Origin of the sequence: Pseudoxanthomonas winnipegensis (assembly GCF_030322905.1) — a bacterium.
Lineage (GTDB): Bacteria > Pseudomonadota > Gammaproteobacteria > Xanthomonadales > Xanthomonadaceae > Pseudoxanthomonas_A > Pseudoxanthomonas_A winnipegensis.
This window is the reverse complement of the sequence record NZ_CP095475.1, coordinates 2085438-2111062: the sequence shown is the minus strand read 5'-3', so window position 1 is coordinate 2111062 and position 25625 is coordinate 2085438. Positions and strand designations below refer to the sequence as shown.

Below are 25625 nucleotides of genomic sequence, written 5' to 3'. Positions count from 1 at the left end.
CGCGCGCGGGTCAGGCGGCCCGGTAATTGTCCTGCATCGGATAGCGCCGTGCGTAGCCGGCGAAGGCCAGCGCGGCCAGGAAGGCGAATCCGGCGAAGAAGAACATCAGGAACGCCGCCTCGCTCAGGCCCGTATCGCCGATGTGCGCGGTCACCGTGGCGTTGCGCACGCCGGCGTTGGTCAGCAGCACCCACAGGCTGCCGAAGGTGGTGGCCAGGTACCAGAAGGCCATGATCACGCCCTTCATCGCCACCGGCGCCTGGCTGTAGGCGAACTCCAGCGCCGTGGCCGAGACCAGCACCTCGCCCAGGGTCAGCAGTGCATAGGGCAGCGTCTGCCAGGCCAGCGACACCGGGTGGCCGCCATCCAGCGCCAGCTGCAGCAGGCCGGCCACCACCCAGGCCACGCCGGCCAGGGCGATGCCCGCGCCCATGCGCCGCAGCGGCGTTGGGTCGATGCCGATCCGGCGCAGCAACGGATACAGCACCAGCGCATTGAACGGGATCAGCAGCATCACCAGCAGTGGATTGAGCGCCTGCATCTGCGCGGCGTCCTTGACCAGCCAGCTCGGCCACCACGCCAGGTGATGCGGGATCTGCATGGCCTGGCCCTGCAGCACCCAGGTCGAGGCCTTCTGGTCGAACAGCGAGAAGAACGGCGTGGTCAGCGCGAACACGATCAGGATGCGCAGCACCGCGCGCACGCCATCGACCGCCGCATCGGGATGAATGCCCCGCGCGCGCTCCAGCTGCAGCGAGGCCCCGGCCCCACCGAAGGCGATCACCAGCCCCAGCGCCAAGCACGCGGCCGCCACGAAGCCCAGCACCGGGGTGGCCGCCAGCGCGCCCACGGCCAGCACCGCGCCCAGCACCGCCAGGGCCAGCCCGGGCCGGCCCTGCCCCGGCGCGCGCGCCAACAGCGCGCTGCGCACCACCTTGAGGAAGGCGTGCGGATCGGACGCCGCCGGCGGCACGTGCACATAGCGGTGCCGGCCCAGCCAGAACACGAGCGTGGCGATCAGCATCAGCGCCCCCGGCACGCCGAAGGCCACCGCCGGCCCATGGCTGCGCAGCAGGATCGGCGTCAGCAACGAGGCGAAGAACGAGCCGAAGTTGATGATCCAGTAGAAGGCGTCGAACACCTTGCGCGCCAGATGCTTGTTGGACTGGTCGAACTGGTCGCCGACGAAGGACACCACCAGCGGCTTGATCCCGCCCGAGCCCAGCGCGATCAGGAACAGCCCGGTGTAGAAGCCCTGCCGGTCGTGCTCGAAGATCGCCAGGCACGCGTGGCCGGCGCAATAGATCAGCGAGAACCACAGCACGGTGTTGTACTTTCCGAAATAGCGGTCGGCCAGCCAGCCGCCCAGCAGCGGAAAGAAATACACCCCGATCACGAAGCTGTGGAACACGTCCTTGGCCATCGCCGCGCGATCGGCCTCCGGCGCGTACAGCAGCAGGGTGCCGACCAGGAACGAGGTCAGGATGTTGCGCATCCCGTAGAAGCTGAAGCGCTCGCAGCCTTCGTTGCCGATGATGAAGGGGATCTGGCGCGGCAGGCGGGCCGCGGACGAGGTGGCGTGCATGGGAACTCGACGGCAAAAAATCGTGCGCCAGCTTAGCGAGCGCCCCGGCGCGCTTGGCTGACCACCCTGTCAGACCTTCCCCACCCGCGCGCGCGGGCCGGCGCGCGCGGGATCGCTGGCATGATGGCCGCCCCTTACACCAACCGTGCCCGTCCCGATGCGCCTGCGCCCCGCCCTGCTCGCCTGTCTGCTGTTGAGTCCCCTGGCGCCGGTCGCCGCCGCGTCCAGCGAGGCGGCGTTGGTCAGCGCCTCCGAAGCCTCCGGCTTCACCAGGACCGGCCGCTACGAGGAAGTGGGGCGCCTGTGCGCCGCCTTCGCCGCGCGCTGGCCGCAGGCGGTGCGCTGCTTCGACTTCGGCACCACGCCCGAGGGCCGGCCGCTGCACGCCATGGCCATCTCCACCAGCGGCGCGCTCGATCCCGCCGCGGCCCGCGCCCGCGGCCTGCCGGTGGTGCTGATCCAGGGCGGCATCCATCCCGGCGAGATCGATGGCAAGGACGCCGGCTTCCTGGTCGCCCGCCAGCTGCTGGAGGGCAAGCGCGCCAAGGGCACGCTGGACAAGGTGGTCTGGCTGTTCGTACCGGTGTTCAACGCCGACGGGCACGAGCGCTTCGGCCCCTGGAACCGCCCCAACCAGCGCGGCCCGGAAGAAATGGGCTTCCGCGCCACCGCGCAGAACCTCAACCTCAACCGCGACTACATGAAGGCCGACGCGCCGGAGATGCAGGCGATGCTGGCCCTGGTCGATGCCTGGGACCCGCTGATCGCCATGGACCTGCATGTCACCGACGGGGCCAAGTTCCGCCACGACATCTCGGTGCAGGTCGAGCCCTCGCACGAGGGCGATGCCACCCTGCAGCGCGACGGCCAGGCGCTGCGCGCGGCGATGATCGCGCAGCTGGACAGCCAGGGCTCGCACGCCCTGCCGTTCTATCCCTCGCTGGCCGAGAACGACAATCCGGCGGCCGGGTTCGCCGACGAGATCTATCCGCCGCGCTTCTCGCACGGCTATTTCCAGCTGCGCAACCGCTTCGGCGTGCTGGTGGAGACGCACTCGTGGCTGCGCTATCCGCAGCGCGTGGCGATCACCGGCAACGCCATCGTCGCCGTGCTGCAGCAGGCCGCCGCGCACGGCGCGGCCTGGCGCGGCGATGCGGCCGCGGCCGACGAGGCGGCCACCCGGCTCGGCGGCCAGCCGCAGGTGCTGGACTGGAAGGCCAACGACACCCCGCGCATGATCGACTTCCTCGGCTATGCCTATACGCGCACGCCCTCGGAGGTCTCCGGCGGGCTGATGACGCGCTACGACGAAGACACCCCGCAGGTCTGGCACATCCCGCTGCGCGACACCATGGAGCCGGCGGTGACCACCACCGCGCCGCGCGCCGGCTACCTGGTGCCGGTCGCCTGGGCGCCGATGGTCGAGCCGCGCCTGCGCGCGCACGGGCTGCAGTACCGCCGCCTCGATGCAGCGCTGGATGCGCCGGCGCAGGCCTACCGCGCCACGCGCATCGACTTCGACCAGACCTCCACCGAAGGCCACCAGCGCCTCAAGCTCGCCGGCGCCTGGGCCGACGAATCCGCACAGCTGCCGGCCGGCAGCCTGTTCGTGCCCATCGCCCAGCCGCGCGCGCGGCTGGTGGTGGCGCTGCTAGACCCAGACGCGCCGGACTCGCTGCTGCAGTGGGGCCTGTTCAATGCCGCGTTCGAGCGCAAGGAATACATGGAGAGCTACGTGGCCGAGGACGTGGCGCGGCAGATGCTGCGCGATCCGCAGGTCAAGGCGGCCTTCGAGCAGCGGCTGAAGGACGATCCGGCCTTCGCCGCCAGCCCGCGCGCGCGGCTGGAGTTCTTCGCCCGCCGGCACCCGTCCTGGGATACGCGCTACGGCCTGTATCCGGTGCTGCGCACCGACCAGACGCCGCGCTGACCGGGCGCCGCGCGGCCAGCTCGGCGGCCGCCGCGAAGACGTGAATATCCGTGGCCAGACGCCGCCTTGGTTTACAAGCCGGGGCGCTGCGACCAAACTGCCGGCTCCAAGCTGAATGGGGAAGGGCATGTCGGGTCGGGGACCGCGCCCACAAGGATTCTGGCAGGGACGTGGACGGCTGCTGCTGGTCGCTGTGGCGATCGCCGCGGTCGCCTGGCAGGCCACGCGCGCGCCGCGGCCTGCCACCGAAAGCACACCGGCGCCGATCGCCACCACAGCCTCCGGCGCGGCGGCGCAGGCCGACGCCCTGCCCGCCTTCCTGCCGCTCGAGGCGCGCGACACCCTGGCGCTGATCGCCCGCGGCGGGCCCTTCCCGTACCCGCAGGACGGCACGGTCTTCGGCAACTACGAGGGACGCCTGCCCGCCCAGCCGCGCGGCTGGTATCACGAGTACACGGTGCGCACGCCCGGGGCGCCCAACCGCGGCGCGCGCCGGATCATCACCGGTGGCACACCGCCGCGCGCGTACTGGTACACCGCCGACCATTACGAGAGCTTCCGCTCGTTCCAGGTGCCGCGTCCATGAACGCCGATCAGGATCCGCATCTGGAGGACGCCAGCCGCGCCGGCGTGTATTTCGTCGGCATGCAGGACCTGGACGTGCTGGCCGCCTACGCCTTCAGCGCGCGCCTGGTGCTGCGGCGGATCGACCTGCTCGGCGTGCGCGACAAACAGACCCTGCTGTTGCGCATCGCCGTGGCGCTGGACTTCCCCTTGGGCACCGGGCGCAACTGGGATGGCCTGCTGGACGGCCTGCGCGACCTGAGCTGGCTGCCCGGCGCCGGCTACGTGCTGCTGCTGGAAAGCGCCGGTGAGCTGCATGCGCGCAACGAGGCCGACTTCGACACGCTGGTCTCGGTCCTGGACCAGGCGCAGCTGGCCTGGCGCGAACGCGGCCTGCCGTTCTGGGCGTTCCTGGCGCTGCGCGACAAGGACATGGACGCGCTCGAGGATTAGCGCGGGCGATGCGCTGCGCTGGAGGGCCAAGCCCTCGGAGCGCCGCCGGAAGCGCGAGCCGCACGGTACGCCATGCGATCATGGTGCATGGATGATTTCTCGACACTGCCGCTGAGCGACGCGCTGCGGCGCGGCCTCGACGCCGCCGGCTACACCCGCCCCACCGAAATCCAGGCGCGCGCGCTGCCGGCCATTCTCGACGGGCGCGACCTCATCGCCCAGGCGCCGACCGGCAGCGGCAAGACCGCCGCCTTCGCCTTGGGGCTGCTGGCGCGGGTGGACACCAGCCTGGTCAAGACCCAGGCGCTGGTGCTGTGCCCCACGCGCGAGCTGGCCGATCAGGTCGCCCGCGCCGTGCGCCGTCTCGCAGTCGGTTTGCCTAATCTGAAGGTCTCGCTGCTGTGCGGCGGCATGGCGCTGGAACCGCAGCTGGCCTCGCTCGAGCACGACCCGCACGTGGTGGTCGGCACGCCCGGCCGCGTGCAGGAGCTGATGCGCAAGAAAGCCCTGCATCTGAACGGCGTGCGCGTGCTGGTGCTGGACGAGGGCGACCGCATGCTGGACATGGGCTTCGAGGACCAGATCCGCGAGATCGTCGGTCGCACGCCCAAGACCCGGCAGAGCCTGCTGTTCTCGGCCACCTGGCCGGACGCGATCCGCGGCATCGCCCAGGACATGCTGCGCGAGCCGCTCGAAGTGGCCGCAGGCCAGACCGCCGCCGCCGCGCCGGACATCCTGCAGCGCTTCTGCGAGATCGAACCCGCCCTGCGGCAGAAGGCCCTGGCCGGCCTGCTGCTGGCCCAGCGCGTGGAGCCTGCCGTGGTGTTCTGCAATACGCGCAAGGACGTGGACGAGGTGGCCAACTCGCTGCAGGGCTACGGCTTCTCGGCGCTGGCCCTGCACGGCGACCTGGAGCAGCGCGATCGCGAGGAGGTGCTGGTGCGCTTCGCCGGCGGCAGCTGCAATGTGCTGGTGGCCAGCGATGTGGCCGCGCGCGGCCTGGACGTGGAAGACGTGGCCGCGGTGTTCAACTACGAACTGCCGACCGACACCGACACCTACACCCACCGCATCGGCCGCACCGCGCGCGCCGGGCGCAGCGGCCTGGCCTTCAGCCTGGTCGCCCCGCGCGAACTGCCCCGGGCGCGGATGCTCGAGGAACTCACCGGCGCGCCGCTGGAATGGATGAAGACCCCGCTGGCCACCGGCCGCCCGGCGCAGCCGCCGCGCGCGCCGTTCGCCACCCTGCGCGTGGACGGCGGCAAGAAGGACAAGCTGCGTCCCGGCGATCTGCTCGGCGCCCTGACCGGCGACGCCGGCCTGCCCGGCAGCGCGATCGGCAAGATCATGATCGGCCCGGTGCGCAGCTATGTCGCCGTGCAGGCCGGCCAGGCCGACAAGGCCGTGGCGCGCCTGTCGGCCGGCAAGATCAAGGGCCGCAGCTTCCGCGTGCGCAAGCTTTGAGCATGGGGCCGGCGCTCAGGGCGCCGGCCGCAGCTGCAGTGCGATCCAGGCGCCCAGCGCGACCAGCACCAGCCCACCGGCCAGGCTGACCCCGAGGTTGGCGAAGGCCACCATGCCGCGCCCCGTGCGCACCAGCATCAGGCTTTCCATCATCAGCGAGGAAAAGGTGGTCAGCCCGCCCAGGATGCCGACCACCAGGAACGCGCGCAGGTACAGCGCCGAGGGCCCACGGTTCTCCAGCCACACCAGCAGGAAGCCGCCGACCAGCGAGCCGATGAAGTTGGCCGCCAGCGTGCCGTAGGGGAAACCGCTGCCGAACTGGCGCAGCATCTGCCCGCCGATCCAGAAGCGCAGGCCCGCGCCCAGCGCACCGCCGCCCATCACCAGCGCCAGCTGCTGCCACCACAGGGACGGATTCATGCCGCACCTCGCGAGGTGCGCATCGACAGGGCAAGACGGGGCAGTAAGGCGTGTTGCGGCATGACGGTCTCCGAAGGATCGATGCCGGGGCACGCACCTGCCACCCCGGCGTGGGGTTGGGCAGGCATCATCAGCACGACGGTGGCGCCGCCGGCGGTTCGAGGAGGAATGCCATCTCCTGTGGGCCGCGACGATAGCCGCTTCAGCCCGCCTTGTCAGCCCGCGCCTGCGCGCGCGCCGCACGCAAGGCATCGAGCTTCTGCTTGAGCTTGATCTCCAGCCCGCGCTCGACCGGCTGGTAGTAGATGCGCTCGCCCATCGCATCGGGGAAACCGGTCTGGTCCAGCGCGATGCCGCCCTCGGCGTCGTGGTCGCACTGATAGCCCTGGCCGTAGCCCAGGCCCTTCATCAGCTTGGTCGGCGCATTGCGCAGGTGCATCGGCACCTCCTGGGTGCCGGTCTCGCGGACCTCGGCCTTGGCCTGGTTGAAGGCGGCATAGCCGGCGTTGGACTTGGCGGTGGAGGCCAGGTACAGCACCAGCTGGGCCAGGGCGAGCTCCCCTTCCGGGCTGCCCAGGCGCTCGTAGATGTCCCAGGCCTCCAGCGCCATCTGCTGGGCGCGCGGATCGGCCAGGCCGATGTCCTCGATCGCCATGCGCGTGAGCCGGCGCGCCAGATAGGCCCGGTCGCAGCCGCCATCGAGCATGCGCGTGAGCCAGTACAGGGCCGAATCCGGATTGGAGCTGCGCACCGACTTGTGCAGCGCCGAGATCTGGTCGTAGAACTGCTCGCCGCCCTTGTCGAAACGCCGCGTGCGGTCGGCCAGCACCTGCACCAGCGTGGCCTCGGTGACCTGGCCGCCCTCGTCCACCGCCAGCTCGGCGGCGATCTCCAGCAGCGTCAGCGCGCGGCGCACGTCGCCATCGGCCGCGCCGGCGATCTGCATCAGCGCCTCATCGGAGACCTCCAGCCCCTGCCCGCCCAGCCCGCGCTCGCTGTCCTGGAGCGCATGGCGCAGCGCCTGGGCGATGTCGGCCGGCGAGACCGCCTCCATCACGTGCACGCGGCAGCGCGAGAGCAGCGCCGAGTTCAGCTCGAAGGACGGGTTCTCGGTGGTCGCCCCGACGAACAGGATCGTGCCGCGCTCGATATGCGGCAGGAACGCATCCTGCTGGCCCTTGTTGAAGCGGTGCACCTCGTCGACGAACAACACCGTGCGCCGCCCCTGGGCGAAGCGGTGCGCGGCCTCGGCCAGCACCTGGCGCACCTCCGGCAGGCCGGAGAGCACGGCGGAGATCGCCTTGAACTCCGCATCGGCGTACTGCGCCAGCAGCAGCGACAGCGTGGTCTTGCCGCAGCCCGGCGGCCCCCACAGGATCATCGAATGCACGCGTCCGGACTCGACCGCGCGGCGCAGCGCCGTGCCCGGCGCGAGCAGGCGGCGCTGGCCGACCATCTCGTCGAGCGTGCGCGGGCGCATGCGCTCGGCCAGCGGCTGCAGCGCGCTGCGATCGACGCTCAGCAGATCGTCGGTGGGAGGCTGGGAAGTGCGGGTGCGGGCCACACCGCCATTGTAGGCGGTGTGCGCCCAGGCGTCGTCGCGGCGGCCTTACTGCGCCGCGCCGACCACGTCCACGCCGGCGGCCGGCTTGTAGCTGAAGGTGCCGGCGGCGAAGGCCGGGTTGCGCTTCCAGCCGCTGAACTCCACCTCGGTGCGCTGGCCGACCGCGTCGGTCACCTTCATGCGCTTGAGCTGGCCGTTGGCGAAGCCCAGTTCGGCCACCTCGAAGCCGCTGGTCGCGTCATCCCGCTTGGGCGTCAGCGTCATCCATTCCAGGCCTTGCGCGGCCGGGGCCTGGGAGACGTCGAACTTGGCGTCCAGCTCCTTGGGCTTGAGCAGCGCGGCCAGCGGGCTGCTCTGCGCCTCGCTGCCCTGGTCGCGCACGGTCGCCTGCTGCAGGTCCGGCTCGTAGATCCAGACCTTCCGGCCGTCGGCCACGATCAGCTGCTCGTAGGGCTTGGCGTACTCCCAGCGGAACAGGTCCGGCGTGGACAGCGCCACGCGGCCGCTGGAGCGCTCCTTCACCGCGCCGTTGGCGTTGTAGACGGTCTGACTGAACTGCCCGTCCAGGCCCTTGAGGCCGTTGGTGAAGGCGACCAGCTCGGCGCGCGCGTCGGCCAGCGCGGTGCCGGCCAGCAGCGCCGTGCCCAGCACGGCCAATCTCAGCATGCGGATCATGCAAACACCCCTGATGTCGTGATGCGGCAAGTGTGACGCGTCGAATCTGAATCGGCGGGCCATGGCGGCTGCGGCGAACAGGCGGGATCCGGCTGCAGGCCCGCGCGCGGCAGGCGAGGCAGCCTCGACGATCCAGCGAAGGATGGCCGCGCGGCGTTACGCCGCTCCGCCGAAGTTCCCCGCCGCTTCAGCGCGGCGGCGGCGCCAGGACGCTGCGGTCGCCGTTGTGCTCGGGCGCGCTGACCACGCCGGCCGCTTCCATCGCCTCGACCAAGCGCGCAGCGCGGTTGTAGCCGATCTTCAGGCGACGCTGCACGCCGGAAATCGAGGCGCGGCGCGTCTCGGTGACAATCTGCACGGCCTGGTCGTAGAGCGGATCGGCCTCCGGATCGTCGCTGCCGGCCGACTCGGGCAGGCCGGTCGCGCCGACCACCACGCCATCGCCCATGGTCTGCACTTCTTCCAGCACGCCTTCGATGTAGTCCACCGGGCCGCTGGCCTTGAGGTGCTCGACCACGCGGTGCACCTCCTCGTCGGAGACGAAGGCGCCGTGCACGCGGTCCGGCATGGCCGTACCCGGCGGCAGGTAGAGCATGTCGCCATGGCCCAGCAGGGTCTCGGCGCCGGACTGGTCCAGGATGGTGCGCGAGTCGATCTTGGAGCTGACCTGGAAGGCGATGCGAGTCGGGATGTTGGCCTTGATCAGGCCGGTGATCACGTCCACCGAGGGGCGCTGGGTGGCCAGGATCAGGTGGATGCCGGCGGCGCGCGCCTTCTGCGCCAGGCGGGCGATGAGTTCCTCGACCTTCTTGCCGACGATCATCATCATGTCGGCGAATTCGTCGATGAAGATCACGATGAACGGCAGCGTGTCCAGCTGCCGCGGCATCTCGTCCAGGTCCGGATTGGGCTTGAACAGCGGATCCATCAGCGGCTGGCCGGCGTCCTGGGCGTCCTTGACCTTCTTGTTGAAGCCGGCCAGGTTGCGCACGCCCACCGCGCTCATCAACTTGTAGCGGCGCTCCATCTCGGCCACGCACCAGCGCAGGCCGTTGGCGGCCTCCTTCATGTCGGTGACCACCGGCGCCAGCAGGTGCGGGATGCCCTCGTAGACGCTCAGTTCCAGCATCTTCGGGTCGATCATCAGCATGCGCAGCTCTTTCGGGCTGGCCTTGTAGAGCAGGCTCAGCACCATGGCGTTGACCGCCACCGACTTGCCCGAGCCGGTGGTACCGGCCACCAGCAGGTGCGGCATGCGCGCCAGGTCGGCTACGGTGGGCTGGCCGGCGATGCCCTTGCCCAGGGCCAAGGTCAGCGGGCTGGCCGACTTGTCGTATTCCTTGGAGCGCAGCAGCTCGGAGAGATAGATCATCTCGCGGCTGGTGTTGGGGATCTCCAGGCCGATCACCGACTTGCCCGGGATCACGTCGACCACGCGCACCGCCTTGACCGACAGGCCGCGGGCGATGTCCTTGTCCAGCGAGGAGATCTGGCTGACCTTCACCCCCGGCGCCGGCTCCAGCTCGAAGCGGGTGATCACCGGGCCCGGATAGGCGCCGACCACCTGCACGTCGATGCGGAAGTCCTTGAGCTTGAACTCGATCTGCCGCGAGAGCACTTCCAGCGTCTCTTCCGAATAGCCCTTGGCCTGCGGCTTGGGATCGTCGAGCAGGGCCAGCGGCGGCAGGCCGTCGGCCGTGCCGCCGGTGCCGTGGAACAGCGGGATCTGGGTCTCGCGCTTGGCGCGCTCGCTCTTTTCCACCACCGGCGCGGCCGGCGGCTCGATCTTGACCGGCTCGCGCTTGGCGCGCACCTCGGCGTCGGCCTTGCGCACTTCCTGGCGCTGCTCGCGCAGGGTACGGGTCTGCTGCCAGTCCTCGGCCTGCTTGCTGCCCCGCCGCAGCAGGTCCGGCAGCGCCGACACGCCCTGCCCGATCCGCTCCATCACCGCGAACCACGACAGCCCGGTCGCCAGGGTCACCGAGACCAGGAACAGCACCAGCAGGAACAGGTTGCCGCCCAGCGCGCCGAACAGCATCTCCAGCGAGCGCCCGACCAGGCGCCCGAGGATGCCGCCGGGCCCGTTGGCGATGTCCACCGCCGAGATGTGGCGCACGTACAGCAGGCCCGAGGCCGAAATCAGGAACCCGACCATGCCCACCAGGCGCAGCGCCGGGCCCAGGTCGGACTCGCCATCGCCGTCCTTGTCCATGCCGAACAGCGCGATCCAGGCGATCGCGCCCAGGATGACCGGCAGCAGGAAGGCCACATAGCCGAAGAAGCCCAGCAGCAGGTCGGCCACGGTTGCGCCGACCCGGCCGCCGACGTTGTGGATCTGCCCGGTCACGCTGACCGACTGGGTCCAGCTGGGGTCGCTGGGCGAATAGGTGAACAGGCAGGCCAGCAGGTACAGCAGCACCGGCGCGATCACGATCAGCGCCAGGTCGCGCCACAGGCGCTGACGACGGGGATTGGGCGGCGTGGACGGCTTGGTGCGACGCGCCGCGGGTGCGCCTTTGGATTTGCCGCGTTCCGGGAGCGCTTTTGCCACCTTGGGATCCGACCTCAGAAATATCGTGTTAGTGCTTGATACTAAACGAATCGAATCCGGAATTCAGCGCCGCCTCGGCGTGCGGCGGCCCTGGCGCCCGGATCGGCGCTCACAGGCATCCGGAAGGGCCGCGGCGCCGTGAATTCCATCGGCGCGCCTTGATTCGCCCCCGCCCCGCCGTCACCCTATGCGCGGTCCGCAGCACGCCCGATGACACCGGCTTGCGCGCTTTTCAGCCCACTTTTTCGAGTATACATGAGCACTTCCAAGCACAGCCGCCTGCTGATCCTGGGCTCCGGCCCGGCAGGCTGGACGGCCGCGGTCTACGCCGCGCGCGCCAATCTCAAGCCCGTGGTCGTGACCGGCCTGCAGCAGGGCGGCCAGCTGATGACCACCACCGAGGTGGACAACTGGCCGGGCGACGCCCATGGGCTGATGGGCCCGGACCTGATGGCGCGCATGCAGGCCCATGCCGAGCGCTTCGAGACCGAGGTCATCTTCGACCACATCCACACCGCCGACCTGTCCCAGCGCCCGTTCAAGCTGTCCGGCGACAGCCACGAGTACACCTGCGACGCGCTGATCATCGCCACCGGCGCCACGGCCAAGTACCTGGGGCTGGAGTCGGAGGAGGCCTTCAAGGGCCGCGGCGTGTCGGCCTGCGCGACCTGCGACGGGTTCTTCTACCGCGAGCAGGACGTGGCCGTGGTCGGCGGCGGCAACACCGCCGTGGAAGAGGCGCTGTACCTGTCCAACATCGCCAACAAGGTCTACCTGGTCCACCGCCGCGACACCTTGCGCGCGGAGAAGATCATGCAGGACAAGCTGCAGGCCAAGATCGACGCCGGCAAGATCGTGCCGGTCTGGCACCACGTCGTGGACGAGGTGCTGGGCGACGAGGCCGGGGTCACCGGCCTGCGGGTCAAGTCGGTGCTGGACGGCAGCACGCAGGACCTGAAGGTGCACGGCTTCTTCGTGGCCATCGGCCACACGCCCAACACCAGCCTGTTCGAGGGCCAGCTGGGCATGAACAACGGCTACCTGACCATCCAGTCCGGCCTGGACGGCAACGCGACCCAGACCACGGTGCCGGGCGTGTTCGCCGCCGGCGACGTGGCCGACCAGCACTACCGCCAGGCGATCACCTCGGCCGGCTTCGGTTGCATGGCCGCCCTGGATGCGGAGCGCTATCTGGACAAGGGCGCCTGATCCCTGCCCAGGCGGCGGTCTCGCTGGGAATGGACGCCCACGGCCTGCTGAGGGCCTGGGTGCTCGACGGCGGTTGGCTGGCCCTGCCGGTCGCCGCCGTCGCACTGTGGGGCCTGTGGCGGGCGCGCCGCCTTGACCTGCGCCTGGGGCTGGCCGTGCTGCTCGCCGGCGATCTGCTGTTCGCCTGGGCGCGCTTCGCCGAGCCGAATCTGCTGCGGGTGCGCCACACCGTGCTGGCGGGCACCGGCGCCAGCGCCCGCACCGCGCTGATCGGCGACCCGCATGTCGGCCTGTTCAAGGGCGCCGACTTCCTCGAGCGCGTGGTCGAGCGCACCAACGCCGAACATCCCGACGCGGTCCTGATCGCCGGCGACCTCACCTACCAGCCGCAGGGCCAGTCGCTCGACGCGCTGCTGGCGCCGTTGGCCAGGCTTAAGGCCCCGACCTACGCCGTGCTGGGCAACCACGACCAGGGCAAGCCCGGCCCGGACATCGACCGCGCCCTGCGCCAGGCGCTGGCGCGCCATGGCGTGCAGGTGATCGAAGGCCGCGCGCTGCCGTTCAAGGGCTTCACCCTGGCCGGCCTGGGCGATCGCTGGGCGGGCAAGGACGATGCGCGCTTTCTCGATGCCCTGCCCGCCGACCGGCCGCTGCTGGTCCTTGCCCACAATCCAGACAGCGCCGACCGGCTGCGCAGCCGCCCGCATCTGCTGGTGCTGGCCGGGCATACGCACGGCGGGCAGGTGCGGATCCCGTGGCTGTACCGGCGCGTGCTGCCGGTCGAGCACGGCTTCGACCAGGGCGAACAGACCTACGAAGGCCCGCAGGGCCGCATCCGCGTCTACACCACCGGCGGCGTCGGTGAGAGTGGGCTGCCGCTGCGGCTGTTCAACCCGCCCACCATCGACCTGCTGGAGCTGAGCCCGTAGCATCAGCGCTTCATGCTCAAGCTTCGTGCGCTGCCTTCGCTGTCGTCGATTCCGCCCGCCACCTGGGACGCGCTGTACGACGGCCGCAACCCCTTCGTGCGCCACGCCTTCCTGTCCGGACTGGAGCAGACCGGCTGCCTGCGCAGCGACTGGGGCTGGACCCCGCACCACCTCACGCTGTGGGACGGCGAGACCCTGGTCGCCGCCGCCCCGGGCTATCTGAAGACCAATTCGCACGGCGAGTTCGTGTTCGACCATGCCTGGGCCAACGCCTACGCGCGCTATGGCCAGGAGTACTACCCCAAGTGGCTGTGCGCGGCACCCTACTCGCCGGTGACCGGCCCGCGCCTGCTCGCCCGAGATGGCGCGGCGCGCCAGGCGCTGCTGACCGCCATCTGCGGCTATGTCGCCCGCAACGAGCTGTCCTCGGCGCATGTGAACTTCCACACCGAGGCCGAGGACGCGGCCTTCGACGAGACCTGGCTGGCCCGGGCCGACGTCCAGTACCAGTGGCACAACACGGCCGGCTGGCGCGATTTCGACGCCTTCCTGGGCGCGATGGACCACAAGCACCGCAAGAACATCCGCCAGGAGCGCGCCAAGGTCGCGCGCGCCGGCGTGCGCTTCCGCGTGGTCCATGGCGACGAGGCCAGCGAGGACGACCTGGAGGCGATGTATGGCTTCTACCTGCAGACCTTCCACGAATACGGCAACTCGCCGGCGCTGACCCTGGAATTCCTGCGGCACCTGGCGGCGACGATGCCGCGCGCGCTGGTGATCTTCCTGGCCCAGCACGAGGACCGCGCGGTCGCCGGGGCGCTGTGCCTGCGCGGCGGCGACACGCTGTACGGCCGCTACTGGGGCGCCGATGCGACCCTGGCCGGGCTGCATTTCGAGACCTGCTACTACCAGGGCATCGACTACTGCCTGCGCGAGGGGCTGACCCGGTTCGAGCCCGGCGCGCAGGGCGTGCACAAGATCGCGCGCGGCTTCCTGCCCAGCTTCGTGCGCAGCCGGCACTGGATCGCCGATCCCGACTTCCGCGAGGCGCTGGCGCGCTGGTGCCGCGAGGAAGACGCCGCGGTGCACGAGCACGCCCGCGTCCTGGCCGCGCGCTCGCCGTTCCGCGCTCCGGATGCGGACTGAGCCGGTGACCCGTCGCCTGCCGTTCCTGCTCGACGCCGATCCGGGCGCGCCCTTTCCCGACCCGGCCCTGGCCCTGCGCGAGCCGGACGGGCTGCTGGCCGTCGGCGGCGACCTGCACCCGGCGCGCCTGCTCAACGCTTACCGCGCCGGGGTGTTCCCCTGGTACTCGGAAGGCCAGCCGCTGCTGTGGTGGTCGCCCGATCCGCGCACCGTGTTCCGCACCGACGGCGTGCACCTGTCCAAGCGTCTGCGCCGGCAGCTGCGCGGCAGCGGCTGGGTGCTGCGCGCCGACACCGCCTTCGCCGAGGTCATCGCGGCCTGCGCGCACGCCCCGCGCCCCGGCCAGGACGGCACCTGGATCACGGCGCAGATGCAGGCGGCCTATTTGGCCCTGCACCGGCTCGGCCATGCGCACAGCCTGGAGGTCTGGGACGGCCGGCGGCTCGCCGGCGGCATTTATGGCGTGGCGATCGGGCGGATGTTCTTCGGCGAGAGCATGTTCAGCGCGGTCTCCGGCGGCTCCAAGGCCGCGCTCGCCGCTCTGGCGCACGTGCTGCGCGGCTGGGGCTGGCCGCTGATCGACGCCCAGGTCGAGAACGACCACCTGCTGCGCATGGGCGCGACCGGCATGCCGCGCGCCGCATTCCTGGCCGAAGTCGCGCGCCAGGTCGCCCTGCCCGAGGCGCCGGGACCGTGGACCGATCGCGTCGGTGCGCTGCAGGTCGCTGATCTGGCAGGCATTTAACGGGAATTTTGCGACAGGCCGCCGCGCGGGGTACAATATGCGGCTTCGCGGGCCAGCATGTCCGCTCCCGCACTCTCAGCAGGCTTCCATGTCGAAAGACGATTCAATCGAATTCGAAGGCGCCGTCACCGAGACGCTGCCCAACACCATGTTCCGCGTGCGCCTGGAAAACGGCCACGAGATCATCGCCCACATCTCCGGCCGCATGCGCAAGAACTACATCCGCATCCTGACCGGCGACAAGGTCAAGGTCGAAATGACGCCCTACGACCTGACCAAGGGCCGCATCACCTACCGCATGAAGTAAACCGCCCCGGCGGTTTGCACCAAAGGCAGCCTCCCGCAGGCTGCCTTTTCGTTTGGGCGCGATTCGGGGATGCGCCCAGCTCGGGTCGAAAAGCGCTCCGCCGGCGTGCGGTGGCGTCAATCCGTCGATGACAGACGTGCGAGGCTGGGTGCGCCACTTCGCCAACCAGCCTGGAACCGGCTGAGCGCAGATCTACAGCCAGCTCAGCCAGCCTCCATGGCCAAACGCTTGAATTGACCCAAGCTCGCGGCTCCCACCTGTAGAGCGGAGCTCGCTCCGCTGGGGCCTTCTCCCAAGATCCGAACGAAGAGCAGCGGAGTCCCCAAGATGGGATTGCCACAAGCTCCGCTCTACAGGGACGTTGCGGGATTTGAGGAGACAGTTGCTCCCACGGGAACTGCGTCGGCCCTCCGCGAGGGCCGCACGTCGCCGCGCGCAGTCGCCGGCCATCCCGGCTGATCTGCCCCATGCCCGGCCGACTCGAAGCCTGGTGAGTGAAAAGGCCACGACGTCTTCGACTCGAAGCCCGTGGCCTCGACGCGCGAGGCAGGATGCCGAGCGCCCGAATCAGAGAAAAGCGGGAAACACCCGCTGGACCGCTGCCTCCCGAAGCCGAAACACGCACGCGCCAAGAAGATCCATTGACCGCCAGGAGACCAAAAAGAAAGCGGCCCGAAGGCCGCTCTCTCGTTCTGGCACGCCGGACGGCGCTTACTCGACCGTCGCCGGCAGCAGGCGCTCGGGCTCGGACTGGCTGGTGACGACCAGTTCGTCCTCGACCACGTCGATGCTGACCTTGCCGCCGTCGATGAGCTTGCCGAACAGCAGTTCGTCGGCCAGCGGACGCTTGATCTTGTCCTGGATCACGCGCGCCATCGGGCGGGCACCCATCTGCGGGTCGAAGCCATGCTGGGCCAGCCAGTCGCGCGCGGCCGGGGTGGCCGAGAGCGTGACGTGCTTTTCGTGCAGCAGCAGTTCCAGCTCGATCAGGAACTTGTCGACCACGCGCAGGATGTGGTCGAAGCCCAGCGCCTGGAACTGCACGATCGCATCGAGACGGTTGCGGAACTCGGGCGTGAACCCGCGCCGGATCACTTCCATCGCATCGGTGGAATGGTCCTGCTTGGTGAAGCCGATCGAACGACGCGAGGCCTGCGCCGCGCCGGCGTTGGTGGTCATCACCAGGATCACGTTCTTGAAGTTCGCCTCGCGCCCGTTGGTGTCGGTCAGCACGCCGCGGTCCATGACCTGCAGCAGGATGTTGAAGATGTCCGGGTGCGCCTTCTCCACCTCGTCCAGCAGCAGCACGCAGTGCGGCGTCTTGACGATCTTCTCGGTCAGCAGGCCGCCCTGGTCGAAGCCGACATAGCCCGGAGGCGCGCCGATCAGGCGGCTGATCGAGTGCGGTTCCATGTACTCGGACATGTCGAAGCGCACCAGCTCGATGCCCAGCTGCATGGCCAGCTGCCGGGTGACCTCGGTCTTGCCCACGCCGGTCGGGCCGGCGAACAGGAAGTTGCCGATCGGCTTCTCCGGATTGCCCAGACCCGAGCGCGCCAGCTTGATGGCCGAGGCCAGCGACTCGATCGCCGGATCCTGGCCGAAGATGACCATCTTCAGGTTGCGCTCCAGATGCTGCAGCACGTCCTTGTCGGTCGCGCTGACCTGCTTGGCCGGGATGCGCGCCATCTTGGCCACGATCGTCTCGATCTCCTCGATGTCGATCAGCTGCTTGCGCTGATCCTCGGGCAGCAGGCGCTGGCGGGCGCCGGCCTCGTCGATGACGTCGATGGCCTTGTCCGGCAGCAGGCGGTCGCCGATGTGCTTGACCGACAGGTCCACCGCCGCCTGCAGCGCCTCGTCGGCGTAGCTGACGTTGTGGTGGGCCTCGTACTTGGGCTTGAGGCCCTGCAGGATCTCGTAGGACTCGGCGATGGTCGGCTCGACCACGTCGATCTTCTGGAAGCGCCGGGCCAGCGCGCGGTCCTTCTCGAAGATGCCGCGGTATTCCTGGAAGGTCGTCGAGCCGATGCAGCGCAGCTCGCCGGAGGCCAGGGCCGGCTTGATCAGGTTGGAGGCGTCCATGGTGCCGCCCGAGGCCGAGCCCGCACCGATGATGGTGTGGATCTCGTCGATGAACAGCACCGCGTTGGGCACCTTCTTGAGCGCGCTCAGCACCGCCTTGAGGCGCTTCTCGAAGTCGCCGCGGTACTTGGTGCCGGCCACCAGGGCGCCGAGGTCCAGCGAATAGATGACCGCGTCCTCCAGCACCTCGGGCACATCGCCATCGACGATGCGCTTGGCCAGCCCTTCGGCCAGGGCGGTCTTGCCTACGCCGGCCTCGCCCACGTACAGCGGGTTGTTCTTGCGGCGGCGGCACAGGACCTGGATGGTGCGCTCGATCTCCTCGGCGCGACCGACCAGCGGATCGATCTTGCCGTTGCGCGCGGCCTCGTTGAGGTTGCTGGCGTACTCGGCCAGGGCGTCGCCCTTGGCCTCGCCCTCGCCCGCCTCGGCCTTGCCGCCCTCGCCCGGCTCGCCGGACGGCGCGGCCTCGCCATCGCCCTGCTTGGCGATGCCGTGGGAGAGGTAGTTGACGACGTCCAGCCGGGTCACGTCCTGCTGGTTGAGGAAGTAGACGGCGTGGGAGTCCTTCTCGCCGAAGATCGCCACCAGCACATTGGCGCCGGTGACCTCCTTCTTGCCCGAGGACTGCACGTGGTAGACCGCGCGCTGCAGGACCCGCTGGAACCCCAGCGTGGGCTGGGTGTCGCGGCCGTCGTCCTCGGCCAGGCGCGAGACCGAGGCCTCGACCGCCTGGTCCAGGTCGGTGCGCAGGCGCACGGTGTCCGCGCCGGTCGCCTTGAGGACGGCCTGCGCGGAGGGGTTGTCGAGAAGGGCGAGCAGCAGGTGCTCCACGGTCATGAACTCATGGCGTGCCTCGCGGGCGCGCTTGTAGCACTGGCCGATGGTCTGCTCGAGGTCTTTGCTGAACATGGATGGCTCCCAACTGCTGTTGCCAACAATATGCGGCCTGTCGCGGGGATTTCCACAGCCCCTTTGGAACTGGGTGTTCAGCCGGCGATGGGAACCGATCCGCGCCGGATCAGGACTGTTCCATGGTGCACAGCAAAGGGTGCTGGCTCATCCGGGAATACTCGTTGACCTGGGCCACCTTGGACTCTGCCACCTCGCGCGTGTAGACGCCACACACGCCACGCCCGCGGGTGTGGACGTGCAACATCACCTGGGTGGCCTTTTCCAGGTCCATGTTGAAGAACTGCTGCAGCACCGAGATGACGAAATCCATCGGCGTGTAGTCGTCGTTGAGCAGCAGGACCTGGTACAGCGGCGGCGGCGCGACCTCGGGCTTGCCGGTCTCGACCAGGACGCCGTGATCATGCTCGTGTTGGGGGGAACGGGGCATGGGACAATTATACGGATTGGACGAGGTGCGTCTGCGCACGCACAATTTGCGCACCCCCGCGCGCGTTTCAAGCCCGGCACCGGCCTGGATTTGTGCGCAACTGTCCCGATATCGGGCCAATCCTCCCTGCAAGGAATCTCTCGCCCGTGAGCGTCGCCGAAGACCGTATCTGGCAGCCGGACACCACCGTGGCCACCGTGGTGGTGCGCGAGGGTCGCCTGCTGATGGTCGAGGAGTACGCCGAGGGGCGGCTGGTGCTCAACCAGCCCGCCGGGCACCTGGAGCCGGACGAGCACCTGTTCGACGCCGCCGTGCGCGAGACCCTGGAGGAAAGCGCCTGGACAGTGCGCCTGACCCACTTCGTCGGCGCCTACCAGTGGAAGGCCGGGACCGGCCGCCAGTACCTGCGCCTGGCCTTCGCCGGCGAGGCGCTGACCCACCACGCCGAGCGCACCCTGGATGAGGGCATCGTGCGCGCGCTGTGGATGACCCCCGACGAGTTGCGCCAGGCCGCCCCGCGCCATCGCAGCCCGCTGGTGTGGAAGGTGGCCGCCGACTACCTGGCAGGTCGCCGCTTCCCGCTGTCGGCCGTGAGCCAGCTGGCGTGAGCGCGACCCCGCGCGTGGTGGTGGGCGTGTCCGGCGGCGTGGATTCGTCGGTGGCCGCGCTGCAGCTGGTCCAGGCCGGCGAGCCGGTGGCCGGCTTGTTCATGCAGAACTGGGCCGACGACGACGCGGGCCAGGGGCAGGACAACGCGGGTGGCTGCCGGGCCGAGGAGGATCGCCGCGACGCGGTGGCGGTGTGCGGGCGGCTGGGCATCCCCTTCCATTTCCGCGACTTCTCCAGGGAATACTGGGACGGGGTGTTCGCGCACTTCCTGGCCGAGTACGCCGCCGGGCGCACGCCCAACCCGGACGTGCTGTGCAACCGCGAGGTCAAGTTCAAGCATTTCATCGACGCGGCGCGCGCGCTGGGCGCCGAGAAGATCGCCACCGGCCACTATGCGCGCGTCGAGCAGCGCGGCCGCCGCTGGCACCTGCTGCGCGGCGTGGACACGGCCAAGGACCAGAGCTACTTCCTGCACCAGCTCGGGCAGGAGCAGCTGTCGGCCACCCTCTTCCCGGTCGGCCATCTGCACAAGCCGGACCTGCGCGGCCTGGCGCGCCAGGCCGGCCTGCCGGTGCACGACAAGAAGGACTCCACCGGCATCTGCTTCATCGGCGAGCGCGACTTCCGCCAGTTCCTGGGCCAGTACCTGCCGGCCAGGACCGGCGAGATGCGCGACCCTGACGGTGTCGTCATCGGTCAGCATCCGGGCGTGTTCTTCTTTACCCTTGGCCAGCGCGAGGGCCTGAACATCGGCGGCGTTCGCGGCCGCCCGGCGGCACCGTGGTACGTCGTCGGCAAGGACGTGGCCAGCAACGTGCTGTATGTCGACCAGGACAGCGCCAGCCCGTATCTGCAGTCCACGCGACTGCGCAGCGAGGCGATGCACTGGGTGGCCGGCAGTCCGCCCGCCGCGCGCTTCGACTGCCACGCACAGACCCGTTACCGTCAGGCCGCGCAGCCCTGCACGGTCCATGTATTGGAGGATGGAACGCTGGATATCCAATTCGCCCACCCGCAGCGGGCCGTGACGCCCGGCCAGTCGGTGGTGCTGTACGACGGCGACGATTGCCTGGGCGGCGCGGTGATCGACCGCACCGACGCGCCGCTGGAACTGCGTCTGCGGGAGCGCGCCGCATGAGCGCGCCCCTGCCCGAACGCGTGCTGGCCCTGGCCGCCTTGGCCCAGTCGCTGGCCCAGGTGCGCCGCATCGCCGAGACCGGTCATTCGGACAACGGCGCGACCGGCGTGGTGCTGGACAGCGTGTTCCGCATGGACGCCGCGTCGACCGAGGCGGTCTACGAGCGCGCCGCGAATCTCGGCCCCGGCCTGCGCCTGGTGCGCGACTATTTCAGCGGCGAGAACAAGGACGAGTCGCTGCCGCGCCTGGCGCTGGCGGTGATGCAGGTCGAGCGCCGCTTCGTGCGCGAATCCGAGACCGTGGCCGCCGTCAGCGGCGGCCTCGAGGAGATCGCACCACAGGCCGGCGAGCGCGGCAGCACCCATCCAGACGTGCTGATGGCACTTGGCACGCTCTACGCCGACACCATCAGTCACCTGCGCCCGCGGGTCATGGTCCAGGGCAATCCGCACTACCTGGCCCAGCCGGGCGTGGTGTCCGAGATCCGCGCCATCCTGCTGGCCGCCGTCCGTGCGGCCGTGCTGTGGCGGCAGCTGGGTGGCAGCCTGTGGGACTTCGTGTTCGCCCGCAAGGCGATGGTCAGCGCCGCGCGGGACTGGCTCAAGGCCTGAAGCGGCGCTTCAGCCAGGGCGGCAGGCGCGCGGACTAGCCGCGCCTGTCCGCGCTGGCGCTGATTTCCACGCGCCGGTCCGGCGCCAGGCAGGCGATCAGCGCGGCGCGCGCCTTGACCTTGGCGCAGTCGGCGAGCGGCTGCGTGCTGCCGCGTCCTTCGGCGCGGATGGCCGCGGGCGCCACACCACCTTCGATCAACACCTGCCGCACCGCCTCGGCCCTGCGCTGGGAGAGCTTCAGGTTGTGGGTGGCATCGCCCAGACGATCGGCATAGCCGACCACCAGGATGTCCTGCACCTGGCTGGCCTCGCGCACCTGCTGCAAAAGGCGCTCGATCCGCGCCTTGCCCCCGGCCGTGACCGTAGCGCTGTCGAAGCCGAACAGCGCGTCGGCGGACAGCCGCAGCGGCTGCGCCGGCAGGGCAGCCGCCGCTTCCGGCGTGGGCCTGGGGGCGGCGGGCGGATCGAGCACGGCGCTGCAGCTCTGCGGCTTCCAGTGCGCCTGCTGCGCGATGCCCTCGCGGTCGAAGATCACCATGAACTGGCACTGGAACGGTTCCTGGCCGCGGGCCGAGCGGAAGTTGAACAGGTAGTTCCACTCGCGCACGCCCCACATGCCCTCGCTGAAGTGCGGCGGGCCGAGCAACGCGTAGAGCTGCTCCTTGCTCAGGCCCGGCGCGTAGTGGCGCAGGTTGTCGACGTTCACGAAGGTGCCGCCGCGCGGGCGGGCGCGGGCGGGATCGGGGAAGGCGGGTTCCTCCGCGCTCGCCGGCCCCGCGTCGCGGGGCGGCGAAGTGCCGGCGCAGCCGGAAAGCGCCAGCGCGAGGAACGCCAGCCACCCCACCCAGGGCCTGACGCGGCCCGCTGTCCTGTCCATGGTCCCCTGCCCCCGCAACCGGTCCATGCCGCTCACCACTGGATGCCCGCGCCGACCGTCACGCCCGCATCGCCGCGCGTGTTGGTCGTCCCGCTGAGTCGATAGATCCAGCGCCCGCCCTCGGAGATCGCCGAGACGCCCAGGGCCACGCCGGCCTCGCCGTCGTAACCGCTGACCGCCATCGACGCCATGCTGCGGCCCGCCTCGTAGGGCTGCGGCAGGCCGGCCACCGCCATCGCCGAGGCCACGCCGGCCATGGCGCGGTTGTCCACGCGTTGCAGATCGCGCCGGGTCTCCTGGTAGCGCTGGTCGACATAGTTGCGCGACCACTCCTGCACCCCGGTCAGGCCGCGGTTGAACTGCGCCATGTTGACCGCATCGCCGTCGGCGGTGCCGGCGGCCACGTTGGTGATCTGCCGCTGCGCGCCGCTGCTGCCGACCGAGACCGTGCCCACGCGGTCGGCGACCGAGCCCGCGCCCAGGGCCACCGATCGGTCGGCGGTGGCCTGCGCGCCGCTGCCGATCGCGGTGCTGCCGCTGCCCGAGGCCACCGCACCGGCGCCGCCGGCGGTGGCGTTGTCGCCGCTGGCGGAGGGCTGGCCCAGCCCGGCGGTATCGTTGGCGCGGAACATGCCGCCCGACTCCACCTGGATGTTCTGCAGCTGCTGATCGGTATAGGCGTTGGCCCGGTCGATGGCGTAGTTCACCCCGCCCTGCAGCTGGCCGACATTGACCGCGTCGTAGCGGTCCGAACCGTCGGCCACATGGGTGACCTTGCGCTCGCCGCCGGTGCTGCCCACCGACACCTCGCCGGCCGAGCTGCTGCTGCCGGCCTGGACATAGGCGCCGTCGTAGCCGCTTTGCGCGCCGACCGAGGTGGTCGAACCGGCGCCCAGCGCCACGCTGTTGTCCTGGTTGGCACTGGCCCCGGCGCCGACCGCCACGCTACCGGTGCCAGAGGCCGCGGCCTCCGGGCCGACCGCGACGCCATCGGTACCGGTGGCCGTGGCGGCGGCGCGGGTGGACTGCACGGCCAGGTACTTCGAGCTGTAGGTGGCCGACTGCAGCTGGCCGATCCGGTTGTTGAGGTTGACCAGCGAGTTGCTGACCGCGCCGAAGGCATCGGTGACGTTGGTGAAACTGCTGCCGGCCGTGCCGCCCGTCCCGTCGACCTGGGTGATGTTGAAGGTCGGCCCGGTCCAGGTGGCGGTGCTGCTGTCGTACTGGGTGCTGCCGCCGAAGAACTGCGCGATGGCGCCATGCGTGGCGAACAGCTGGGCGCCGTTGACCGCATCGCTGCTGGTCGCGTTCAGCGCGCCTGCGGCCAGGTTGGAGAGGCCGACCGGGGCGCCCGATCCGCTCGCGCCCAGGGTGACGTGATCCTGCACCGCGCCATTGGCATCCACGTCGTACTGCACCGCCCGCGCGTTGAGGTTGTCCATCTCCCCGCTCACCGAGCGCAGCTGGGCCATGTTGACCGCATCCTCGTCCTGCTGGCCCGCCGCCACGCCGCTGAGCGTGCGCGCCTGGCCGGAGGCATTGCGGAAGCTCACGCCCGTGCCGCCGGTCTGTCCGGCCACGGTCACCGTCAGCGAGTTCGGATCCTGCCGCACCAGGCCGGCGGCGCCTTCGAGCAGGTTGGTAATGTTGGTGGTGTTGCTCGTCGTGCGGCCGTCCAGGTTCTCCAGCGCGGTGCCCACGTTGGTGTAGTTGGCCCGCGTGCCGGTATTGGTGCCGTCATCCAGCGAGTACACCGGCCCTGCGACCGCGCCGGTGGAAGCATCGATCCCGGCCCCACCGCCGAGTGCGGCCACCGCCGGCGCCAGCTGGCCGACGTTCACCGCATCGTTCTGCGCCACGCCGGCGGCCAGGTTGGAGATGCCGGCCGCCGCGCCCGAGCCGGTCGCGCCCAGCGTGACGTGGTCGAGCACGACGCCGCCGGCATCCACGTCGTACATCACCGCGCCATCGCCGATCGCCTGGATCTGCGACACCGCGCCGCGCAGCTGGGCGACGTTGACCGCGTCGGTGTCCTCATTGCCGGCCGCGACGTGGGTGAGCTGGCGCTCGCTGCCGGTGGCGCCGATCGCCACTTCGCCGGCCGAGGTCTGCGCCGTCGTCAGCCCGTAAGCGGTGTAGCTGCTGGCCGCGCCACGGCTGGCATTGGAGCGGTAGCCCAGGGCCACGCTGTTGGCCTGGTCGGAGGTGGCATCGGCGCCCAGGATGGTCTGGCCGTTGGCCGAGCCCGAGGCGTTGTCGCCGACCACGACCGAGTGGCCGAGCCTGGCGTCGTAATTGGCGTCGACGAAACCGCCGGCATACACGCTCGTCGCGTCCACGCTCGGCAGGGTGTGGCTGGCGTTGGAACCGATCACCACTTCCTTGGACCCGTTCGCGGTCGCGCCCTCGCCGACCAGGGTCTGATAGTCCTGGGCGGCGTTGACCGCCCAGCATTCGGCGGTGACTACGCCGAGCACGTTGACGCAGTTGGTGGCATAGGCCGGCGAGCCGTCGGGCAGCAAGATGCCCAACAGCCCCCCTGGATTGCCGCTGTTGACGTTGGTCAGATAGCTGTTGGAGACCACCCCGCCGATCAGGGTCAGGTGCGAGTTGCCGCCGGTCGCCGCGCCGCCCAAGGAACCCAGCAGCGCGCCCACGGGACTGAGCGAGACCACAGGCAGACCCAGGACGTTGACGCTGGTATAGGCCTTCTGAACGTTGTCGGCGTTGAGCGCCATGCTGCCGTTGATCACCCAGCCGTCGCCGCCGAGCGCACTGGACAGGGTCGGGTCAAGCAACTGCACCACGCCGCCGACCAGCCCACCATTGCCCACCACCGTGCCGTTCGGCGCACCGCTCAGGTTGGGCGCGCTGGTGGCCTGGGCGGAAACCAGCGCCGAGGTGGACGCGCGCAGGCTCGCGCCGCTGGTCGGCGCTGTGAGCGTGGCGGGCGCCGCGGCCGTCGCGGCGGCCGTGGTCGACACGCGCGCAGCCACGCTCGAAGTCCCGACCAGGTTGGGTGCGCCGACGGCCTGGGTCGACACCAACGCCGAGGGGGAGGCCTGCAGGTTCGCGCTGCCGGTCGGCTTGATGGACTCGTCGGACGCAGCGACTTTGGCGCCGGCGGTGGCCGAATCGGACGGGGATGCCGGGTCCGGCTTTGGTGCGCGTCCGACCACGGCGCGGCGCTTGCCGACGATTGCGCCAGGGCGTTGATCGTCCGGCGCCGTGTTCGGAACGGAGGGCACCGTCGACGCGCCCGCCACCGGCGTCGATGCGGGCTCGGAGGTCTGGGCATCTTCGACCAGGGTGTACTTATCCGCCAGAGCGCGCAGCTCTTCCAGTCTGGGATCGACCTGCTGGGCGTGGACGCCGGTACAGGGCAGGAACAGCAGCGCCACCACGCAGGCGCCGGCCAGCC

General features: G+C 70.3%; 21 protein-coding genes and 1 riboswitch. Of the genes, 12 read left to right on the top strand and 9 right to left on the bottom strand.

Annotated elements, in window-relative coordinates:
* Window positions 1–10 precede the first annotated feature (10 nt).
* Window positions 11–1585, bottom strand: coding sequence for a POT-type proton-dependent oligopeptide transporter (locus tag MWN52_RS09365; RefSeq protein WP_286577574.1), 1575 nt, complete (start codon window positions 1583–1585; stop codon window positions 11–13).
* Between the two features lie 157 nt (window positions 1586–1742).
* Between MWN52_RS09365 and MWN52_RS09360 the strand changes: the two genes are divergently transcribed.
* From MWN52_RS09360 to dbpA, 4 genes are all read left to right on the top strand, one after another.
* Complete coding sequence (locus MWN52_RS09360) at window positions 1743–3515, top strand: M14 family metallopeptidase (protein ID WP_286577573.1); 1773 nt, start codon at window positions 1743–1745, stop codon at window positions 3513–3515.
* A 127-nt stretch (window positions 3516–3642) separates the two neighbouring features.
* A complete protein-coding gene (locus tag MWN52_RS09355) occupies window positions 3643–4101 on the top strand; it encodes a guanyl-specific ribonuclease (RefSeq protein WP_286577572.1) in 459 nt (152 codons plus the stop codon).
* Window positions 4098–4532, top strand: coding sequence for a barstar family protein (locus MWN52_RS09350; protein WP_130522489.1), 435 nt, complete (start codon window positions 4098–4100; stop codon window positions 4530–4532). Before MWN52_RS09355 ends, MWN52_RS09350 begins: the two co-directional genes overlap by 4 nt.
* Window positions 4533–4619: 87 nt before the next feature.
* The gene (gene dbpA / locus MWN52_RS09345) at window positions 4620–5996 is read left to right on the top strand and encodes an ATP-dependent RNA helicase DbpA (RefSeq protein WP_286577571.1); all 1377 of its coding nucleotides are present in this window, start codon (window positions 4620–4622) and stop codon (window positions 5994–5996) included.
* A 15-nt stretch (window positions 5997–6011) separates the two neighbouring features.
* Here the strand turns inward: dbpA and crcB are convergent, their stop codons facing one another.
* The 4 genes from crcB to MWN52_RS09325 all read right to left on the bottom strand — a co-directional run bounded on the left by crcB (window position 6012) and on the right by MWN52_RS09325 (window position 11206).
* Window positions 6012–6416: a fluoride efflux transporter CrcB gene (gene crcB, locus MWN52_RS09340; RefSeq protein WP_286577570.1), complete on the bottom strand. Its 405-nt coding sequence runs from the start codon at window positions 6414–6416 to the stop codon at window positions 6012–6014.
* Window positions 6417–6530: 114 nt separating this feature from the next.
* Window positions 6531–6604, bottom strand: a riboswitch (Fluoride riboswitch).
* Window positions 6605–6618: 14 nt separating this feature from the next.
* Window positions 6619–7896: a replication-associated recombination protein A gene (locus MWN52_RS09335; protein WP_286577713.1), complete on the bottom strand. Its 1278-nt coding sequence runs from the start codon at window positions 7894–7896 to the stop codon at window positions 6619–6621.
* Window positions 7897–8025: 129 nt separating this feature from the next.
* Window positions 8026–8655 carry an outer membrane lipoprotein periplasmic chaperone LolA gene (gene lolA, locus MWN52_RS09330; protein WP_130531360.1) on the bottom strand — a complete coding sequence of 210 codons (630 nt, stop codon included), beginning with the start codon at window positions 8653–8655 and terminating at the stop codon, window positions 8026–8028.
* 187 nt (window positions 8656–8842) lie between these two features.
* Entirely contained in the window at window positions 8843–11206 is a 2364-nt protein-coding gene (locus MWN52_RS09325) for a DNA translocase FtsK (protein ID WP_286577569.1), read from the bottom strand.
* Window positions 11207–11461: 255 nt separating this feature from the next.
* On the opposite strand from MWN52_RS09325, the gene trxB reads away from it, so the two are divergent.
* From trxB to infA, 5 genes are all read left to right on the top strand, one after another.
* Window positions 11462–12415, top strand: a complete 954-nt coding sequence (gene trxB / locus MWN52_RS09320; protein WP_130518568.1) for a thioredoxin-disulfide reductase — start codon at window positions 11462–11464, stop codon at window positions 12413–12415.
* 29 nt (window positions 12416–12444) lie between these two features.
* Window positions 12445–13344 (top strand): metallophosphoesterase, encoded by a 900-nt coding sequence (locus MWN52_RS09315; protein WP_286577568.1) that lies wholly within the window; start codon window positions 12445–12447, stop codon window positions 13342–13344.
* A gap of 12 nt (window positions 13345–13356) precedes the next feature.
* Window positions 13357–14490: a GNAT family N-acetyltransferase gene (locus MWN52_RS09310; RefSeq protein ID WP_286577567.1), complete on the top strand. Its 1134-nt coding sequence runs from the start codon at window positions 13357–13359 to the stop codon at window positions 14488–14490.
* Window positions 14491–14494: 4 nt separating this feature from the next.
* Window positions 14495–15235, top strand: coding sequence for a leucyl/phenylalanyl-tRNA--protein transferase (gene aat, locus MWN52_RS09305; protein WP_286577566.1), 741 nt, complete (start codon window positions 14495–14497; stop codon window positions 15233–15235).
* Window positions 15236–15323: 88 nt separating this feature from the next.
* Window positions 15324–15542: a translation initiation factor IF-1 gene (gene infA / locus MWN52_RS09300; RefSeq protein WP_130518576.1), complete on the top strand. Its 219-nt coding sequence runs from the start codon at window positions 15324–15326 to the stop codon at window positions 15540–15542.
* 711 nt (window positions 15543–16253) lie between these two features.
* On the opposite strand, the gene clpA is transcribed toward infA, so the two are convergent.
* Both clpA and clpS read right to left on the bottom strand, forming a co-directional pair.
* Window positions 16254–18539, bottom strand: coding sequence for an ATP-dependent Clp protease ATP-binding subunit ClpA (gene clpA, locus MWN52_RS09295; RefSeq protein WP_130518578.1), 2286 nt, complete (start codon window positions 18537–18539; stop codon window positions 16254–16256).
* A 109-nt stretch (window positions 18540–18648) separates the two neighbouring features.
* The gene (gene clpS, locus MWN52_RS09290; RefSeq protein WP_130522480.1) at window positions 18649–18969 is read right to left on the bottom strand and encodes an ATP-dependent Clp protease adapter ClpS; all 321 of its coding nucleotides are present in this window, start codon (window positions 18967–18969) and stop codon (window positions 18649–18651) included.
* A 146-nt stretch (window positions 18970–19115) separates the two neighbouring features.
* On the opposite strand from clpS, the gene MWN52_RS09285 reads away from it, so the two are divergent.
* From MWN52_RS09285 to hflD, 3 genes are read left to right on the top strand one after another with little or no spacing between them, the layout of a single operon-like run.
* On the top strand, window positions 19116–19577 hold the full coding sequence (locus MWN52_RS09285; protein WP_286577565.1) for an NUDIX hydrolase: 462 nt from the start codon (window positions 19116–19118) through the stop codon (window positions 19575–19577).
* Complete coding sequence (gene mnmA, locus MWN52_RS09280; protein ID WP_286577564.1) at window positions 19574–20716, top strand: tRNA 2-thiouridine(34) synthase MnmA; 1143 nt, start codon at window positions 19574–19576, stop codon at window positions 20714–20716. Before MWN52_RS09285 ends, mnmA begins: the two co-directional genes overlap by 4 nt.
* Entirely contained in the window at window positions 20713–21327 is a 615-nt protein-coding gene (hflD, locus tag MWN52_RS09275) for a high frequency lysogenization protein HflD (RefSeq protein WP_130522478.1), read from the top strand. Before mnmA ends, hflD begins: the two co-directional genes overlap by 4 nt.
* Window positions 21328–21361: 34 nt before the next feature.
* Here the strand turns inward: hflD and MWN52_RS09270 are convergent, their stop codons facing one another.
* Window positions 21362–22204: an OmpA family protein gene (locus MWN52_RS09270; protein WP_286577563.1), complete on the bottom strand. Its 843-nt coding sequence runs from the start codon at window positions 22202–22204 to the stop codon at window positions 21362–21364.
* A gap of 32 nt (window positions 22205–22236) precedes the next feature.
* Window positions 22237–25605 carry a YadA family autotransporter adhesin gene (locus MWN52_RS09265; RefSeq protein ID WP_286577562.1) on the bottom strand — a complete coding sequence of 1123 codons (3369 nt, stop codon included), beginning with the start codon at window positions 25603–25605 and terminating at the stop codon, window positions 22237–22239.
* Window positions 25606–25625 lie beyond the last annotated feature (20 nt).

What these genes read in the sequence shown, in the direction of transcription:
- MWN52_RS09365 (WP_286577574.1), bottom strand. Translation starts at nt 1,585, where the DNA reads ATGCACGCCACCTCGTCCGCGGCCCGCCTGCCGCGCCAGATCCCCTTC.
- MWN52_RS09360 (WP_286577573.1), top strand. Translation starts at nt 1,743, where the DNA reads ATGCGCCTGCGCCCCGCCCTGCTCGCCTGTCTGCTGTTGAGTCCCCTG.
- MWN52_RS09355 (WP_286577572.1), top strand. Translation starts at nt 3,643, where the DNA reads ATGTCGGGTCGGGGACCGCGCCCACAAGGATTCTGGCAGGGACGTGGA.
- MWN52_RS09350 (WP_130522489.1), top strand. Translation starts at nt 4,098, where the DNA reads ATGAACGCCGATCAGGATCCGCATCTGGAGGACGCCAGCCGCGCCGGC.
- dbpA (WP_286577571.1), top strand. Translation starts at nt 4,620, where the DNA reads ATGGATGATTTCTCGACACTGCCGCTGAGCGACGCGCTGCGGCGCGGC.
- crcB (WP_286577570.1), bottom strand. Translation starts at nt 6,416, where the DNA reads ATGAATCCGTCCCTGTGGTGGCAGCAGCTGGCGCTGGTGATGGGCGGC.
- MWN52_RS09335 (WP_286577713.1), bottom strand. Translation starts at nt 7,896, where the DNA reads ATGCGCCCGCGCACGCTCGACGAGATGGTCGGCCAGCGCCGCCTGCTC.
- lolA (WP_130531360.1), bottom strand. Translation starts at nt 8,655, where the DNA reads ATGATCCGCATGCTGAGATTGGCCGTGCTGGGCACGGCGCTGCTGGCC.
- trxB (WP_130518568.1), top strand. Translation starts at nt 11,462, where the DNA reads ATGAGCACTTCCAAGCACAGCCGCCTGCTGATCCTGGGCTCCGGCCCG.
- MWN52_RS09315 (WP_286577568.1), top strand. Translation starts at nt 12,445, where the DNA reads ATGGACGCCCACGGCCTGCTGAGGGCCTGGGTGCTCGACGGCGGTTGG.
- MWN52_RS09310 (WP_286577567.1), top strand. Translation starts at nt 13,357, where the DNA reads ATGCTCAAGCTTCGTGCGCTGCCTTCGCTGTCGTCGATTCCGCCCGCC.
- infA (WP_130518576.1), top strand. Translation starts at nt 15,324, where the DNA reads ATGTCGAAAGACGATTCAATCGAATTCGAAGGCGCCGTCACCGAGACG.
- clpA (WP_130518578.1), bottom strand. Translation starts at nt 18,539, where the DNA reads ATGTTCAGCAAAGACCTCGAGCAGACCATCGGCCAGTGCTACAAGCGC.
- clpS (WP_130522480.1), bottom strand. Translation starts at nt 18,969, where the DNA reads ATGCCCCGTTCCCCCCAACACGAGCATGATCACGGCGTCCTGGTCGAG.
- hflD (WP_130522478.1), top strand. Translation starts at nt 20,713, where the DNA reads ATGAGCGCGCCCCTGCCCGAACGCGTGCTGGCCCTGGCCGCCTTGGCC.
- MWN52_RS09270 (WP_286577563.1), bottom strand. Translation starts at nt 22,204, where the DNA reads ATGGACAGGACAGCGGGCCGCGTCAGGCCCTGGGTGGGGTGGCTGGCG.